General features: G+C 66.5%; 11 protein-coding genes. 3 read left to right on the top strand and 8 right to left on the bottom strand.

The features are described from left to right. The first annotated feature begins 357 nt into the window (after positions 1–357). Positions 358–1,554, top strand: coding sequence for an amidohydrolase family protein (locus QQL87_RS31385; protein WP_284419667.1), 1,197 nt, complete (start codon positions 358–360; stop codon positions 1,552–1,554). A gap of 281 nt (positions 1,555–1,835) precedes the next feature. Here the strand turns inward: QQL87_RS31385 and QQL87_RS31380 are convergent, their stop codons facing one another. The 8 genes from QQL87_RS31380 to QQL87_RS31345 form a co-directional block, all read right to left on the bottom strand. Further along, positions 1,836–2,351 carry a MarR family winged helix-turn-helix transcriptional regulator gene (locus QQL87_RS31380; protein ID WP_284419665.1) on the bottom strand — a complete coding sequence of 172 codons (516 nt, stop codon included), beginning with the start codon at positions 2,349–2,351 and terminating at the stop codon, positions 1,836–1,838. A 13-nt stretch (positions 2,352–2,364) separates the two neighbouring features. After that, entirely contained in the window at positions 2,365–3,069 is a 705-nt protein-coding gene (locus QQL87_RS31375) for an ABC transporter ATP-binding protein (RefSeq protein ID WP_284419664.1), read from the bottom strand. Next, complete coding sequence (locus QQL87_RS31370) at positions 3,066–3,857, bottom strand: ABC transporter ATP-binding protein (protein WP_284419663.1); 792 nt, start codon at positions 3,855–3,857, stop codon at positions 3,066–3,068. Before QQL87_RS31370 ends, QQL87_RS31375 begins: the two co-directional genes overlap by 4 nt. After that, complete coding sequence (locus tag QQL87_RS31365; RefSeq protein WP_284419662.1) at positions 3,854–5,740, bottom strand: ABC transporter permease; 1,887 nt, start codon at positions 5,738–5,740, stop codon at positions 3,854–3,856. The genes QQL87_RS31370 and QQL87_RS31365 overlap by 4 nt, the downstream gene beginning before the upstream one ends. 184 nt (positions 5,741–5,924) lie before the next feature. Then, entirely contained in the window at positions 5,925–7,112 is a 1,188-nt protein-coding gene (locus QQL87_RS31360; RefSeq protein ID WP_502871240.1) for an ABC transporter substrate-binding protein, read from the bottom strand. 60 nt (positions 7,113–7,172) lie between these two features. After that, positions 7,173–7,757, bottom strand: coding sequence for an amino acid synthesis family protein (locus tag QQL87_RS31355; RefSeq protein WP_284419660.1), 585 nt, complete (start codon positions 7,755–7,757; stop codon positions 7,173–7,175). 42 nt (positions 7,758–7,799) lie between these two features. After that, positions 7,800–8,687 carry a UPF0280 family protein gene (locus tag QQL87_RS31350; RefSeq protein WP_284419659.1) on the bottom strand — a complete coding sequence of 296 codons (888 nt, stop codon included), beginning with the start codon at positions 8,685–8,687 and terminating at the stop codon, positions 7,800–7,802. Further along, positions 8,684–10,135 (bottom strand): 6-hydroxynicotinate reductase, encoded by a 1,452-nt coding sequence (locus tag QQL87_RS31345; RefSeq protein ID WP_284419658.1) that lies wholly within the window; start codon positions 10,133–10,135, stop codon positions 8,684–8,686. The genes QQL87_RS31350 and QQL87_RS31345 overlap by 4 nt, the downstream gene beginning before the upstream one ends. A gap of 288 nt (positions 10,136–10,423) precedes the next feature. Between QQL87_RS31345 and QQL87_RS31340 the strand changes: the two genes are divergently transcribed. Further along, positions 10,424–10,906 carry a (2Fe-2S)-binding protein gene (locus QQL87_RS31340; RefSeq protein WP_284419657.1) on the top strand — a complete coding sequence of 161 codons (483 nt, stop codon included), beginning with the start codon at positions 10,424–10,426 and terminating at the stop codon, positions 10,904–10,906. After that, the gene (locus tag QQL87_RS31335) at positions 10,906–14,445 is read left to right on the top strand and encodes a molybdopterin cofactor-binding domain-containing protein (RefSeq protein ID WP_284419656.1); all 3,540 of its coding nucleotides are present in this window, start codon (positions 10,906–10,908) and stop codon (positions 14,443–14,445) included. Before QQL87_RS31340 ends, QQL87_RS31335 begins: the two co-directional genes overlap by 1 nt. Positions 14,446–14,515 lie beyond the last annotated feature (70 nt).

The raw sequence follows: 14,515 nt of genomic DNA, 5'->3' as shown, positions 1-14,515 counted from the left end.
ACGCCCGCCTCCGGCGGGCTCCTCAGGACGAGGTTCTAGCACTTGGCGAGCCATCAGACCCTCTCCATGAACACGCGGCTGATGGCCAACCTGCTGTGCCGATCTCAGAACCCGCCCCTCATGGTGAGGAGCGCCGCGCCCATTCTGTCAATTCGAGGTAGCGTCGTCGATCGCGGCGGGTCTCGAACCATGAGGCCCGTGAACCCGATACAGGCAGCCCGCGCCTCATCTTCGTGCAAGTCCGCCGCTTGCTGACCGATATCATTCGTGTACGAATGACCAAAACCGGCTTGATGCTGCGCCGCGTGCGGGCGCAAACTGCCGCAAAATGCTTCGCCAGGAGAGAAGGACATCCCGATGGCCCATGACGCGCCGCAAGCAACCGGTCCCAGCAAGCTGGTGATCCGCAACATCGGCCTGATGCTGTCCGGCGCCATGGAACGGCCGATCCTGGATGCCGACACCATCGTTGCCGAGAACGGCAAGATCACCGCGATCGGCCGTTTCAAGGACGTCGACACCGAAGGCGCAACCACGATCGTCGACGCCCACGGCACGACAGTGGCGCCGGGCCTGATCGACAGTCATGTCCACCCCGTCGCGGGCGACTGGACGCCGCGGCAGAACCAGACCAACTGGATCGACTCCTACCTGCATGGCGGCGTCACCACGATGATCTCGGCCGGCGAGGTGCACATGCCCGGCCGTCCGCGCGACGTGGTCGGGCTGAAGGCGATGGCGATCTTCGCGCAGCGCGCGTTCTGGACGCTCCGCCCCGGCGGCGTGAAGGTGCATGCCGGCGCGCCCGTGATCGAATGCGAGATGGTCGAGGACGATTTCAAGGAGCTCGCCGCGGCCGGCGTCAAGCTGCTCGGCGAGGTCGGCCTCGGCGGCGTCAAGGACGGCCCGACCGCGCGCAAGATGGTCGGATGGGCGCGCAAATACGGCATTCAGAGCACCATCCACACCGGCGGCCCCTCGATCCCCGGCTCCGGCCTGATCGACAAGGACGTGGTGCTGGAAGCCGGCACCGACGTGATCGGGCACATCAATGGCGGCCACACCGCTTTGCCCGACGACCAGATCCGCTGCATCTGCGAGGGCTGCAAGGCCGGGCTCGAGCTGGTTCACAACGGCAATGAGCGCTCGGCGCTGTTCACCTTGCGCACCGCGCGCGAGATGAACGAGCTCCACCGCGTCATCCTCGGCACCGACGCGCCGGCCGGCTCCGGCGTGCAGCCGCTCGGCATCCTGCGCATGGTCTCGCTGCTGTCCTCGCTCGGCGACGTGCCGGCCGAGCTCGCGTTCTGCTTCGCCACCGGCAACACCGCGCGGATGCGCGAGCTCGATTGCGGCCTGATCGAAATCGGCCGCTCCGCCGATTTCGTCATCATGGACAAGGCGCAGCACTCGCCGGCCACCACCTTGCTCGACAGCGTCCAGCTCGGCGACCTCCCGGGCATCGGCATGACCATCATCGACGGCATCGTCCGCACCCAGCGCAGCCGCAACACGCCGCCAGCGACGAGGATCCCGGAGATCGTGGCGAAGTAGGTTCGCTCTCTCTGCCGTCATTGCGAGCGCAGCGAAGCAATCCAGGGCCGCGCGTGCGACTCTGGATTGCTTCGGCGCAAGAGCGCCTCGCAATGACGCGGTGAGATTGGTGGCAATCAGAGAAATCGCGCAAGTCGGCACAATTTGCGTGTGCTACATGGCTCTTTCCGCCGTCATTCCGGGGCGTGCGTAGCACGAGCCCGGAATCCATACTCACGATCGTGGTTATGGATTCCGGGCCCATCGCTTCGCGATGTCCCGGAATGACAGCGAGTTTGGAGCTACCGCAGCCGGCTCAACAACCCCAGCAGCGTCTCGCGCTCCTTGGCATCCAGTGGCGCCAGCGTTTCCTTGGAGATGGCGAGTGCCAGCGGCGCGGTCTTTTCTGCGAGCTGCTGGCCGGCGCGGGTCAGGCTGACGAGCAGCCGGCGCCCGTCCTGCGGATCCGAGCTGGTCTCGGTGAGGCCGCGCGCGGTCAGCCGGTCGATCACGCCCTTGATGGTGGCGACGTCCATCGCGGTGAAACGTCCCAGCTGATTCTGCGAGCATGGCCCGGTCTCGACCAGCTTCGACAGCGCGGCCCATTGCGTCGGCGTCAGGTTGCTACCGATGTCGCGCGCGAAGATCATGGTGTGGCGCTGCCAGACCTGGCGCAGGATGAAGCCGATCTGGTCGTCCAGCACGTAGTTTGTTTTCGCGGGCTTGGCCGCGGCCTTCACGGCGGCCTTGGCCGCCGGCTTCAGCGCAGTCTTTGTCGCCGCTTTTGCCGATCGCTTCAGCGTGGCGCTCTTGGCCATATCTTTCCTCGCCTCAGATCGACAGATGCGCGTCGCGGATGTCGGGCCGCGCATCGAGCTCGGCCATGGTGCCTTCGAAGCAGATACGGCCGCGCTCGATGATGTAGGCCCGATCCGAGATCAGCTTGGCGAAATGCAGGTTCTGCTCGGAGACGACCAGCGAGACGCCGGCCGTCTTCATGGCCAGGATGGCGTCGACCATCTGCTCGACGATCTTCGGCGACAGGCCTTCCGACGGCTCGTCCAGCAGCACCAGCGACGGATTGCCCATCAGGGTGCGCGCGATCGTCAGCATCTGCTGCTCGCCGCCACTCATGCGGCCGCCCGGCCGGTTCTTCATCTCGCCGAGATTTGGAAACAGCTGATACAGCTTTTCGCGCGTCCATTGCGGCGCGCCCGGCCGCGGCTTCTGCCGCCCGACCTCGAGATTTTCCTCGACCGTGAGATCAGTGAAGATGCGCCGCTCTTCGGGAACGTAGCCGAGACCGCTTCGCACGATCTCATGGGTCGGCGCCGTCGAGATGTCCTTGCCTTCGAACATGATCTGGCCCTCGCGCAGCGCGACGAGGCCGACGATCGAGCGGAACGTGGTCGACTTGCCGGCGCCGTTGCGCCCGAGCAGCGCCACCACCTCGCCCTCGCCGACCTCCAGGCCGATGTCGAACAGGATATGCGCCGGGCCGTAGTGACTGTTGAGATTGGCGACGGACAGCTTCATGCCGGGGCTCCCTCGCGATGCCGTGCATCATACAGCAGGCCTTCGCCGAGATAGATCGCCTGCACCTCGCGGTTGGCGCGCACCTCGGCGGGCGAGCCCTGCGCGATCAGGCTGCCGCGATTGAGCACGAGAATGCGGTCGGCATGCTCGAACACGACGTCCATGTCGTGCTCGGTGAACAGCACGCCGATCGACTGCTCGCGAGCGATCTTGGCGGTCAGCCGCATCAGCTCGACGCGCTCGCGCGGCGCCATGCCGGCGGTCGGCTCGTCCATCAGGAGCAGCTTAGGATGATTGGCCAGCGCGATCGCAAGCTCCAGCCGCTTGAGGTCGCCATAGGCGAGCTCGCCGCAGGGCCGCTCGGCGTAGCCGGCCATGCCGACGAGATCGAGCAGGCGATCAGCCTCGCCGCGTTCGATTCCGATCATCGGGCTCCACAAATCGTACAGGCGGCGATGATGCGAGACCAGCGCGACCTGGATGTTCTCGCGCACGGTCATGGTCGGATAGGTCGCGGTGATCTGGAAGGTGCGTCCGACCCCGAGCCGCCACACGTCGCGCGGCTTGCGCCCGGTGGTCTCCTCGCCCATGACCGTGATGCGGCCACTGTCCGGCACGTTCTGGCCATTCAGCATGTCGAAGCAGGTGCTCTTGCCCGCACCGTTCGGACCGATCAGCGCCAGGATCTCACCGGCCTGCAGCATGAACGACACACTGCGGACGGCGTGAATGCCGCCATAGGATTTCGACAGGCCTTCGACCGCGAGCAGGGACACGCCGAGGCTCATTGTGCGCCCTCCATCTTGGCCGACAGCGGAGCGGCTTTCGGCGCCGCCGTACGCCGCCGGTGCATGACGCTCTCGACCACGCCGACGATGCCCTTGGGAAATACGACGACGATCAGCACGATGAAGATGCCGAGCACGAGCTTGGAGAGATCGGTCTGGCTGACCAGCCAGATGTTGAGCGCCTTGTAGACGATGGCGCCGAAGATCGCGCCGGGCACCGTCTCGACGCCGCCGAGCAGCACCATGACCAGCGCGTCGACCGACAGCGAGATGCCCATATTGTCAGGGAAGACGCTGCCCTTGAGATAGGCGAACAGCGCGCCACCGATGCCGGCCGTGGTGCCGGCGATGATGAAGGCCGTCCATTGGATGCGTTTGCCGTTGATGCCGATCGACTCGCTGCGCAGCGGCGAGTCGCGCATCGCGCGCAGCGCGTAGCCGAACGGCGAGAAGGTGATCAGGCGCAGCGCGCTGACGACGACGGCTGAAACGCCGAGCGCCAGCCAATAGAAATGCGACGGCGAGGCCGCCCATTTTTCCGGCCAGAGCCCGAGAATGCCGTTGTCGCCGCCGGTGACCGCGACCCATTGGAAGGCGATCGACCAGACGATCTGGGCGAAGGCGAGCGTCAGCATCGCGAAGTACACGCCGGAGAGCTGCACGGCGAAGGCGCCGAACACCGCCGCCCCCGCCGCGCCGAGCAGGGGTCCGAGCAGCAGGCAGACGATCATCGGCAGGCCCGCGATCTTGGCGAGGAACGCGACGCCATAGGCGCCGAGGCCGAAATAGGCGGCGTGGCCGAACGAGGCGAGCCCGCCCACCGCCATCAGGAAATGCAGCGACGCCGCAAAGATCACGAAGATCGCGATCTCGGCGCCGACGTTCAACGCGTAGTTGCCGCTGACGAAAGGCAGCATCGCCGCGAACGCCAGCGCGGCCAGCGACGCCAGGCGCTCGACCGACGACAGCGGACGCCAGGGAATCACGGTCAGGCCGGGCGTGCGGCGCGCCGGTGCTTCCTTCTTGCCGAACAGGCCCCAGGGCCGCACGACCAGCACGACGGCCATCACCAGGAACACCAGGATCAGCGAGATGGTCGGGAAAACGAGGATGCCGAAGGCGTTGAGCTCGGACACCAGCACGGCCGCGACGAAGGCGCCGAGGATGCTGCCGAGGCCGCCGATCACGACCACGACGAACACTTCGACGATGATGCGCAGGTCCATCGCGTGGTGGACCGCATCGCGCGGAATCTGCAGCGCGCCGCCGAGCGCGGCCAGGAAGACGCCGAGCGCGAACACCGACGTGAACAGCCATTTCTGATTGACGCCGAGCGCCGCGACCATGTCGCGGTCCTGCGTCGCCGCGCGCACCAGGATGCCCCAGCGTGTGCGCTGGAACAGCAGCCACAGCGCACCGAGCACGATCGGGCCGAGCGCGATCAGGAAGAGGTCGTAGCTCGGAATGTTCTGTCCGAAGAAGTCGACGGCGCCCTTGAAGCCGGGCGCGCGGCGGCCGACCAGGTCATCCGGGCCCCAGATCAGGACCACGAGATCCTCGACCATCAAGGTCAGGCCGAAGGTGGCGAGCAGCTGAAACAGCTCCGGTGCATGATAGATCCGGCGCAGCAGCACCATCTCGACGAACACGCCGATCGCAGCCACAACGACGGCCGCGACGACGATGCTGCCCCAGAAGCCGAATGCGCCGGACAGCCGCTCCGTCAGCGAGAACGCCACATAGGCGCCGAGCATGTAGAATGCGCCATGGGCGAAATTCACGATGCGGGTGACGCCGAAGATGATCGACAGTCCCGACGCCACCAGGAACAGCGAAGCTGCACTGGCAAGGCCGGTCAGGAACTGGACGAAATAGAAGGCCATGGGCGGTCCGCGTGAGGGAGGTCGTCGGTGTCGAATGAGCCGCGTCGGCGCTCTTGCTCTCGAGCATGAGAGCCGGCGCGCAAGCGTGGGGTGAGGGATCTCGGCCCGAACCTGTAGATCAGGCGTCGCGCTCCCTCACCCCGCCCGCACTCCCCCGCGGGAGGAGGAGGCAGGAAGGTGTGGATCAGTCCTTCGGCCGGAGCTTGCCGACCTCTTCGTCACCAGGCAGATAGTCCGAGCCCTTGCGGTAGACGGTGTCGACCATGATGCCCTTGCCGTCCTTCTGCGCGGTCTTGCCGACATAAGCACCGAGCGTCGACTGGTGATCGATCTTGCGGAAGGTGATCTCGCCGAACGGCGACGGCACCGAGAGACCCTCGGCAGCGACGATCAGCTTGTCGGTGTCGGTCGAGCCGGCCTTGGCGAGAATGGCGGCGGCCGACTTGATGGTCTGGTAGCCGACGATCGAGCCGAGCCGCGGATAGTCGTTGTACTTGGTCTGATAGGCCTTCAGGAACGCGTCATGCTCCGGGGTCTTGATCGAGTACCAGGGATAGCCGGTGACGATCCAGCCTTCCGGCGTCTCCTCCTTGAGCGGATCGAGATATTCCGGCTCGCCGGTCAGGAAGCTGACGACCTTGCGGTCCTTGAACAGGCCGCGCGTGTTGCCCTCGCGGACCAGCTTGACGAGGTCGGCGCCGAAGGTGACGTTGAGGATCGCTTCCGGATTGGCGGCGGCGACGGCCTGCACCACCGGACCCGCATCGATCTTGCCCTGTGGCGGCCACTGCTCGTCGACCCACTGGATGTCCGGGCGCTTCTCCGAGAGCAGCTTCTTGAAGACGGCGACCGCCGACTGGCCATATTCGTAGTTCGGCGCAATCGTGGCCCAGCGCTTGGCGGGAAGCTTGGCGGCCTCCTCGACCAGCATCGCGGCCTGCATGTAGTTGGAGGGCCGCAAGCGGAAGGTGTATTTGTTGCCCTTCGACCAGGTGATGGCGTCGGTCAGCGGCTCGGCCGCCAGGAAGAACACCTTCTTCTGGTTGGCGAAGTCGCTAACGGCGAGACCGATGTTCGACAGGAACGTGCCGGCGAGCATCGCGACGTTCTCGCTCGACACCAGCTCGTTGGCCGCGGTCTGCGCGTCAGCCGGCTTGCCGCTGTCGTCCTTGGAAACGACGACGAGCTTCTTGCCGTTGATGCCGCCGGCCGCATTGACCTCCTCGACCGCGAGCTGCCAGCCCTTGCGATAGGGCTCGGTGAACGCCGGCAGCAGCGAATAGCTGTTGATCTCGCCGATCTTGATGACGTCCTCGGCACGCGCCGTGCCCATCAGTCCGGCGACGGCAAGGCCCAGGCCTGCCGCAAGCATCGTTCTCCGTTGCATTCCCTTAGCCTCCATGTTGTCTCGAATTCGCGTAGACCGTTCGAACTATCGCAACCCGTCGTCGCCCTTGATCTCGGCGACCGTGAGCCCGCCGACCCTTGGCAAGGGACGGCCGCTGTCGGTCACGGCGAGAGCGACCATGATCTCGTTCGCGCGAGGCGCATCGTTGATCTGCACCTCCATGCCGTCGAAATGACTGCGCACGAAGGCCGCGTCCTTGTGCCCGAGCGGAATGTCGAGCGTGCAGCCGACGCCGCCGCGCTTCTTCGACGACGGGATCAGCGCCGCGCCCTTGCCGAGCACCTTGCGCACCGGCGCGCCCATCTTCGGATGCAGGATCGCCGCCGCATGCTCGAGCTCGCCGTCGCTGCCGACGGCCGCGGCCTTGCCATAGCTATGCGCCGCCGGCCCCTCGATGCCGAGCGCAGCCACCGCGCGCCTGGCCAGCATCTCGCCGAGTTCCTCGCCGATCGCGATCAGCGGCGAGAGATCCTCGACGTAGCGGCCGGCGAACGGATTCTCGATCACGGCAATCGCCGCAGCCCGCCGCGTCGGCGGCGAGACGGCCTTGCCCATCTCCTGATGGACTTCCTCGACCACAGTCACGATCTTCCGGATGACGGCGCTCATCGTCGACAGTCCCTCATGTTCCAGCCCATCATGCATCAAACCTCACGCGGCTGCCGCCCGCAACTGGGGCGGTCGAACGATCTCGATCGGACGCGCGCCGACGACGCAGATGGTGCCGCAGAGCTGCAGCACGGCGCCTTCGATCAGGCCGTTCGACAGCAACGCTTGCGCACATCGCTCGCCTGCAGTCAGCGCGGTCGCGACCTCAGCATCGCTCAGGTCTCCGACCTCGCGCGTGACCAGCCGATGACCGAGATCGCTGTCCGGCTGCAGCTCGCAGGCGGGACGGCGAAGAACGGCGGGATGGCCGGGGAGATCGACGGCATTGCCGATCACGGTCGCCGCGGCATCGGCCTGTGCGGCGCTCCGCGCCAGCACGGTCACCGCATCGGCGATGCCGAGCGAGAAGCTGCGGCCATGACGGCCAGACGTGGCGACGCCGCGGATCGCATCGTCAGCGCGGAGCGTCATCCGACGCAGCACGCCCTCGCTGTCCGGCCGATCCATCAGCCCGACGCTGAACGTCGCGGCATCCTGGAGATGAAGCGCAATGTCGCCGCCATTGTTGACATAGGCGCGCGTCAATCGCGCTGTACGCGTCATGGCACCGAGAATCTCCTCGGCCACGGCCCCGGCCACTGCCGCCATCGGCGTGATGAACGTCTCGCGCGCAAAGGACGCCACCGCATCGTGCATGCGCCGCGCTACAACACCCTTCAGCGCGCGATGATCCGGATCCGCCGCCCTTCGCAATTCGGGCAGCTCTGCGCAGAGCTCATCGAGCAAACCTGTGAAACGCTCCGCCGCGGCGCGATAGGCCTCACGAATATCGGCCTCCGAGCCGTCGGCCCCGATGATCAGATCGATCGGCCCATCCTGCAGATGCAGCCGCCGATCCGGCAACAATGCGATCTGTGGCTGCCGGCTCATGCGCCCTGCCCCGGCCATGGCAGCTGGCGGATGTCCTTGCTGACGTCTTTCAGCGAGTCGAGCGGCTGCACGTAGTCCATGTGGCCGCCGAGCGCCGCATAGTCCGACAGCGTCATCGTGAACTCGATCGGCGCGACGAGGGCCGGCGTCGGCACGTAGCCGAAGGCGCCGGCCGGCATCTGCGTGACGTCCACCATGTAGGTGATGCCGCCACCCGGCCAGACATAGACCGGCGCGCCGCCTGATGTGACCCGCGTCAGCGCATCCTTCACCGAACGGGTCAGCCGCACCGGATTATCGGTCACGCCGGCGCGCAAGGAGCCGCCGGCGCCGGCCATGAACAGCACGGTACACAGTGCCGGCTCGCAATTCTCCTGGATGCGCTCGACCGAGAACTGCAGCTCCGGCGGCATGTCGCGCTGGACCGGCTTCAAGGCGTCGTCGAGCACGTAGTAGCCGGCATGCTCGCCGGTGGTCGACACCATCAGCAGCGTCGTTCCCGGCTTCGCCGTCTTCGGATCGAACGGCCCGAGAATCGCGAGCGGATCGGAGATGTCGGTGCCGCCCCAGCCGGTTCCGGGCTGCGCCACCTGGAAGTAGCGGCCCGGCGTCGAGCGCCGGCCCTTCATCTTGATGCCGGTGGCGGGAATATCGAGCAGCTTGCCGGCCTGATGCTCGGACAGCACGCCGGTGATGTGGTCATCGACCACGACGACCTCGTCGACCTTGCCCTGCCACTGCTTGGCGAACATGCCGATCGTCGCCGAGCCGCAGCCGACGCGCATGCGCTCTTCCTTGACGCCGTTCACGATCGGCGGCTGCCCCGCCTGCACGATCACGCTGGCGCCGCCGTCGATGGTGAGCTCGACCGCCTTGCGGTTGCTGAGGTCCATCAGCGCGTCACAGGTGACGCGCCCCTCCTTCTTGGAACCGCCGGTGAGATGATGCACGCCACCGAGCGACAGCATCTGCGAGCCGTATTCGCTGGTCGTGACGTGACCGACCGCCTCGCCGTCGGCACGCACCGTCGCCGCCTCCGGGCCGAGATAGCGGTCGGTATCGATCTTCACCTTGACGCCGCAATAGCTGAAGATGCCCTCGGTCACCACCGTGACCATGTCGACGCCCTCGACCACAGACGACACGATGAACGGCGCCGGCTTGTAGTCGGGATAGGTGGTGCCCGCCCCGATCGCGGTCACGAACAGTTCCGGCTGGTGGACGATCTTGCCGTCCCAATCGCCGCTCGCCTGGAACGGCACCAGCTTGCCGCCATGCGACACCGTGCGCTCCAGCAGGATATGCGGATCGACCCGCACCAGCACACCGTCCTGATTGGCGTAGCGGTCGCAGGCGCCTGCCGCGCCGGGCTTGATGTAGCACATCACCGGGCAGGCATCGCAGCGGATCTTGTCCCCGGCACCGTCGCTCGCCGTCTCAGTCACCATGCAGAGAAGCCCATCTTGAAGCGGAGGTGGCGGCAGCCGCCGGCGCGGCCTGCGGCAATTCGTTCGTATACGAATGATGTCGCGCCCCTCCGCCGGCTGTCAAGCGCCACCGCGAACGAAAAGCACGATTGCCGGATAAACGATCAGTTTGCCCTGCACAATGACGAGAAATCGTGCATGCACTGCAACACGAAACGTGGCACTTGCATGTTAGTACACAAACGATACGTTCCGGGGCGATCACGATCCCAACTTCGTTAACGATATCACAGCAGACGGCAGAAGGGCATGACGCCAGCAACGATTCGGCTGACTGTGAATGGACGGGCGCATGACGTCGCGGCCGCCGCGGATACGCCCCTGCTTCATGTGCTGCGCAACGACCTTGCTCTGAACGGTCCGAAATACGGCTGCGGCCTTGGAGAATGCGGCGCCTGCACGGTGCTGATCGACGGCCGCGCCGCCCGCTCCTGCGTCATCCCGATCGAAGGCTGCATCGGTCGTGATGTCACCACGTTGGAAGGACTGGGATCGCGCGAGACGCCTGATCCCGTCCAACAGGCCTTCATCACCGAGCAGGCCGCGCAATGCGGCTACTGCCTCAACGGCATGATCATGACGACCAAGGCGCTGCTCGAAATCAAGCCCGATCCGTCGCTCGACGAGATCAAGCAGGCGCTGCGCTACAATCTCTGCCGCTGCGGCGCCCATGTCGAAATCCTCCGCGCCGCGATGCGCGCTGCCGGCAACACGCTCGAGGCGCTGGACTGATGGCTGATAGCGCCGCCACCACAGCTGGTCATTTTCGCGGCTTACTGACCGTTGAGCGCCACGTCGGCGGCGGTCCATCCGAGACCTTCATCAGAATCACCGCGGCAGGTGACGTCACCGCCTTCAACGGCCATGTCGATCTCGGCACCGGCATCCGCACCGCGCTGGGACAGATCGTCGCAGAAGAGCTCGACGTGTCGTTCGCCCGGGTGGTCGTCGTGCTCGGCGACACCGCAATCGTGCCGAACCAGGGCGCGACCATCGCGAGCGAGACCATCCAGATCACCGCCGTGCCGTTGCGCAAGGCCGCGGCACAGGCGCGCGCCTTTCTGCTGGCACGGGCCGCGACACAGCTGGGCCTCACCGTTCAAGACCTCGCGATCGAGGACGGGCTGGTCCGCGGTCCCGACAATCGCGTGCTCAGCTATGGCGAGCTGATCGGCGACGATACGATCCGCCTCGAGCTCGCCGACGACGTCGTCGTCAAATCCGTGGACAACTACCAGGTCGTCGGCCGCTCGGTGCCGCGCGTCGATCTGCCGGCGAAGGCGACCGGCGAGCTCACTTACGTGCACGACGTTCGCGTTCCCGGCATGTTGCACGGCCGCGTCGTCCGCCCTCCTTATGTCGGCGTCGATGCCGGCCCCTTCATCGGCACCAGCCTCGTTGGCGTTGACAAAGATTCGGTGCGCGACATCCCGGGGCTGGTCGATGTCGTCGTGATCGGTGACTTCATCGGTGTCGTTGCCGACCGCGAGGAGAATGCGGCACTCGCCGCCGAGCGGCTGAAGGTGAATTGGAAGCCGGTGCCGACCTTGCGCGATCTCGACGATGTCGAGAACGCGCTGCGCGCCAATCCGTCCGAACCGCGCCGGCTGCTCGACAAGGGCGATGTCGATGCCGCGATTGCGGGCGCCGCCAAGCCGATGCGGCGGACTTATCTTTGGCCCTATCAGATGCACGGCTCGATCGGACCGTCCTGCGCGGTGGCTGACTATCGCGACGGAGAGATCCGCATCTATTCGGGCACGCAGAACCCGCACATCCTGCGCACTGATCTCGCCAAGCTGATCGACTGCCCTGAGGATCAGATCGAGCTGATCCGGCTGGAGGCTGCCGGCTGCTACGGCCGCAACTGCGCCGACGACGTCACCGCCGATGCGCTGCTGCTGTCCCGCGCGGTCGGCCGCCCCGTGCGCGTGCAGCTGACGCGTGAGCAGGAGCATCTGTGGGAGCCCAAGGGCACAGCGCAACTGATGGACGTCAATGGCGGCCTCACGGCCGACGGCTCGGTCGCGGCCTATGAGTTCGCCACCCGCTATCCGTCGAACGGCGCGCCGACCCTGGCCTTGCTGCTCACCGGCCGCGTCGCACCGGAGCCGGCCATCTTCGAGATGGGTGACCGCACCGCGATCCCGCCTTACGATTACGACCATATGCGCGTGACGGCGCATGACATGGCGCCGATCGTCCGCGCATCCTGGATCCGTGGCGTCTCGGCGCTGCCGAACACCTTCGCGCATGAGTCCTATATCGACGAGCTCGCGGCCGAAGCCGGCGTCGACCCGATCGAATACCGGCTGCGCTATCTGAAGGATGAGCGCGCGCGCGATCTCGTGAATGCAGTCGCCGAGCGCGCCGGCTGGACGCCGCGCCCGGTGCGGGAAGAGAAGACGCCCGAGAATGGCGTCGTGCACGGCCGCGGCTTTGCCTACGCGCTCTATGTTCACAGCAAGTTTCCCGGCTATGGCGCGGCATGGTCGGCCTGGATCGCCGACGTCGCGGTGAATACGACGACCGGAGACGTCAGCGTCACCCGTGTCGTCGCCGGTCAGGATTCCGGCCTGATGATCAATCCGGACGGCGTGCGCCACCAGATCGAAGGCAACGTCATCCAGTCGACCAGCCGCGCACTGATGGAGGAGATCCCCTTCGCACGCGGCAAGGTCGCGGCGCGGGAATGGGGCGCCTATCCCATCATCACCTTCCCCGACGTGCCCAAGATCGACGTGCTGATGCTACCGCGGCCGGATCAGCCGCCGCTCGGCGTCGGCGAGTCGGCGTCGGTGCCAAGCGCCGCCGCGATCGCCAACGCGATCTATGATGCCACCGGCGTGCGCTTCCGCGAGCCGCCGTTCACGCCGGAGCGCATTCTCAACGGTCTCCGCGGCGAACAGGTCGAGCCGGCAAAGCCCCAGCCCCTTCCAGCACCGAACAAGCCAACGGCGACATGGATCAAACCGTTCGCCAAACGTGGCGGCCTCGTCGCCAGCGCTGTCGCCGCCTGCGCCGCTGCGATCGGCGTCGCGACAGCCGTGCTGCCCTGGCGTGCCATCGCTCCGATCGCGCGTCCCGATCCCTCGGTCTATTCCGCGGCGACGATCGCGCGCGGCGAGGCGCTCGCGGCACTCGGCAATTGCGCGGTCTGCCACACCGCGGATGGCGGCCTGATCAATGCCGGCGGCCGCGCGCTGGAGACGCCGTTCGGCACGCTCTTCAGCACCAACATCACGCCCGATGTCGACACTGGCATTGGCGCGTGGTCCTATCCCGCCTTCGAGCGCGCCATGCGCGAGGGCGTGCACCGCGACGGCCGGCAGCTCTATCCCGCCTTCCCCTACACGCATTTCGCGCGCACCGATGATGCAGACCTGCAGGCGCTCTACGCCTATCTGATGGCGCAAGCGCCGGTGCGGCAGCAGGCGCCGGAGAATGCGCTGCGTTTTCCGTTCAATTTTCGGCCTCTGGTGGCCGGATGGAATGCGCTGTTTCACAGCACGCAGCCGTTCAAACCCGATCCGACCAAATCGGAGCAATGGAATCGCGGCTTCTATTTGATCGAGAGCCTCGGCCATTGCAGCGCCTGTCACTCGCCGCGCAACGCGCTCGGCGCCGAGCCACGCAACGCCCATCTCGCGGGCGGCTTTGCCGACGGCTGGGAAGCGCCGCCGCTGACCGCGCTCTCGACCGCGCCGATCCCGTGGACCGAGCACGAGCTCTACACCTATCTGCGCTCCGGCCAGTCGCGCTTCCATGGCGTCGCCGCCGGTCCCATGGCGCCGATCGTCAAGGATCTCGCGAGGCTGCCGGATGCCGACATCCAGGCCATGGCGACGTATCTCGCCTCCTTCCAGGCGCCCTCACCCGAGACCGCAAAGCTGGAGGCGATGGCCGCCGAGCTCGAAGCACGCACCAAGGTGACCTCGGCATCGTCGCCGGCCGCCCGGCTCTATCTCGGCGCCTGCGCCGTGTGTCACGAGGTCGGCGGCCTGCCGCTGTTCGGCAGCCGGCCCTCGCTCGCGCTCAACAGCAGCCTGCACAGCGCAACGCCCGACAATCTGATCCAGGTGATCCTGCACGGCGTCATGAAGCCGGCCTCGTCCGATCTCGGCTACATGCCGGCGTTCAAGGACCATCTGGGCGACACGCAGGTCGCCGATCTCGTCTCCTACCTCCGCGGCCAGTTTGCCCCGGACAAGCCGGCCTGGACCGGCGTCGATGCCGCCGTCGGCCGCATCCGCTCCAGCGCGTCGCACTGAGAATGACGATGCTCTCCCAGCGTCCGGCGCCGCGACCACCACCCTGACGCGCATTCGGGCATCGCCTTGC

It is taken from the genome of Bradyrhizobium sp. SSBR45G (genome assembly GCF_030159255.1).
In the GTDB taxonomy this organism is placed as follows: Bacteria; Pseudomonadota; Alphaproteobacteria; order Rhizobiales; family Xanthobacteraceae; genus Bradyrhizobium.
This window is presented reverse-complemented; position numbering and strand designations above follow the sequence as displayed.

Excerpts from the sequence above, each read along its gene's own strand:
- QQL87_RS31370 (WP_284419663.1), bottom strand. The coding sequence starts at position 3,857 with ATGAGCCTCGGCGTGTCCCTGCTCGCGGTCGAAGGCCTGTCGAAATCC.
- QQL87_RS31350 (WP_284419659.1), bottom strand. The coding sequence starts at position 8,687 with ATGAGCCGGCAGCCACAGATCGCATTGTTGCCGGATCGGCGGCTGCAT.
- QQL87_RS31375 (WP_284419664.1), bottom strand. The coding sequence starts at position 3,069 with ATGAAGCTGTCCGTCGCCAATCTCAACAGTCACTACGGCCCGGCGCAT.
- QQL87_RS31355 (WP_284419660.1), bottom strand. The coding sequence starts at position 7,757 with ATGAGCGCCGTCATCCGGAAGATCGTGACTGTGGTCGAGGAAGTCCAT.
- QQL87_RS31360 (WP_502871240.1), bottom strand. The coding sequence starts at position 7,112 with ATGCTTGCGGCAGGCCTGGGCCTTGCCGTCGCCGGACTGATGGGCACG.
- QQL87_RS31385 (WP_284419667.1), top strand. The coding sequence starts at position 358 with ATGGCCCATGACGCGCCGCAAGCAACCGGTCCCAGCAAGCTGGTGATC.
- QQL87_RS31340 (WP_284419657.1), top strand. The coding sequence starts at position 10,424 with ATGACGCCAGCAACGATTCGGCTGACTGTGAATGGACGGGCGCATGAC.
- QQL87_RS31335 (WP_284419656.1), top strand. The coding sequence starts at position 10,906 with ATGGCTGATAGCGCCGCCACCACAGCTGGTCATTTTCGCGGCTTACTG.
- QQL87_RS31345 (WP_284419658.1), bottom strand. The coding sequence starts at position 10,135 with ATGGTGACTGAGACGGCGAGCGACGGTGCCGGGGACAAGATCCGCTGC.
- QQL87_RS31365 (WP_284419662.1), bottom strand. The coding sequence starts at position 5,740 with ATGGCCTTCTATTTCGTCCAGTTCCTGACCGGCCTTGCCAGTGCAGCT.
- QQL87_RS31380 (WP_284419665.1), bottom strand. The coding sequence starts at position 2,351 with ATGGCCAAGAGCGCCACGCTGAAGCGATCGGCAAAAGCGGCGACAAAG.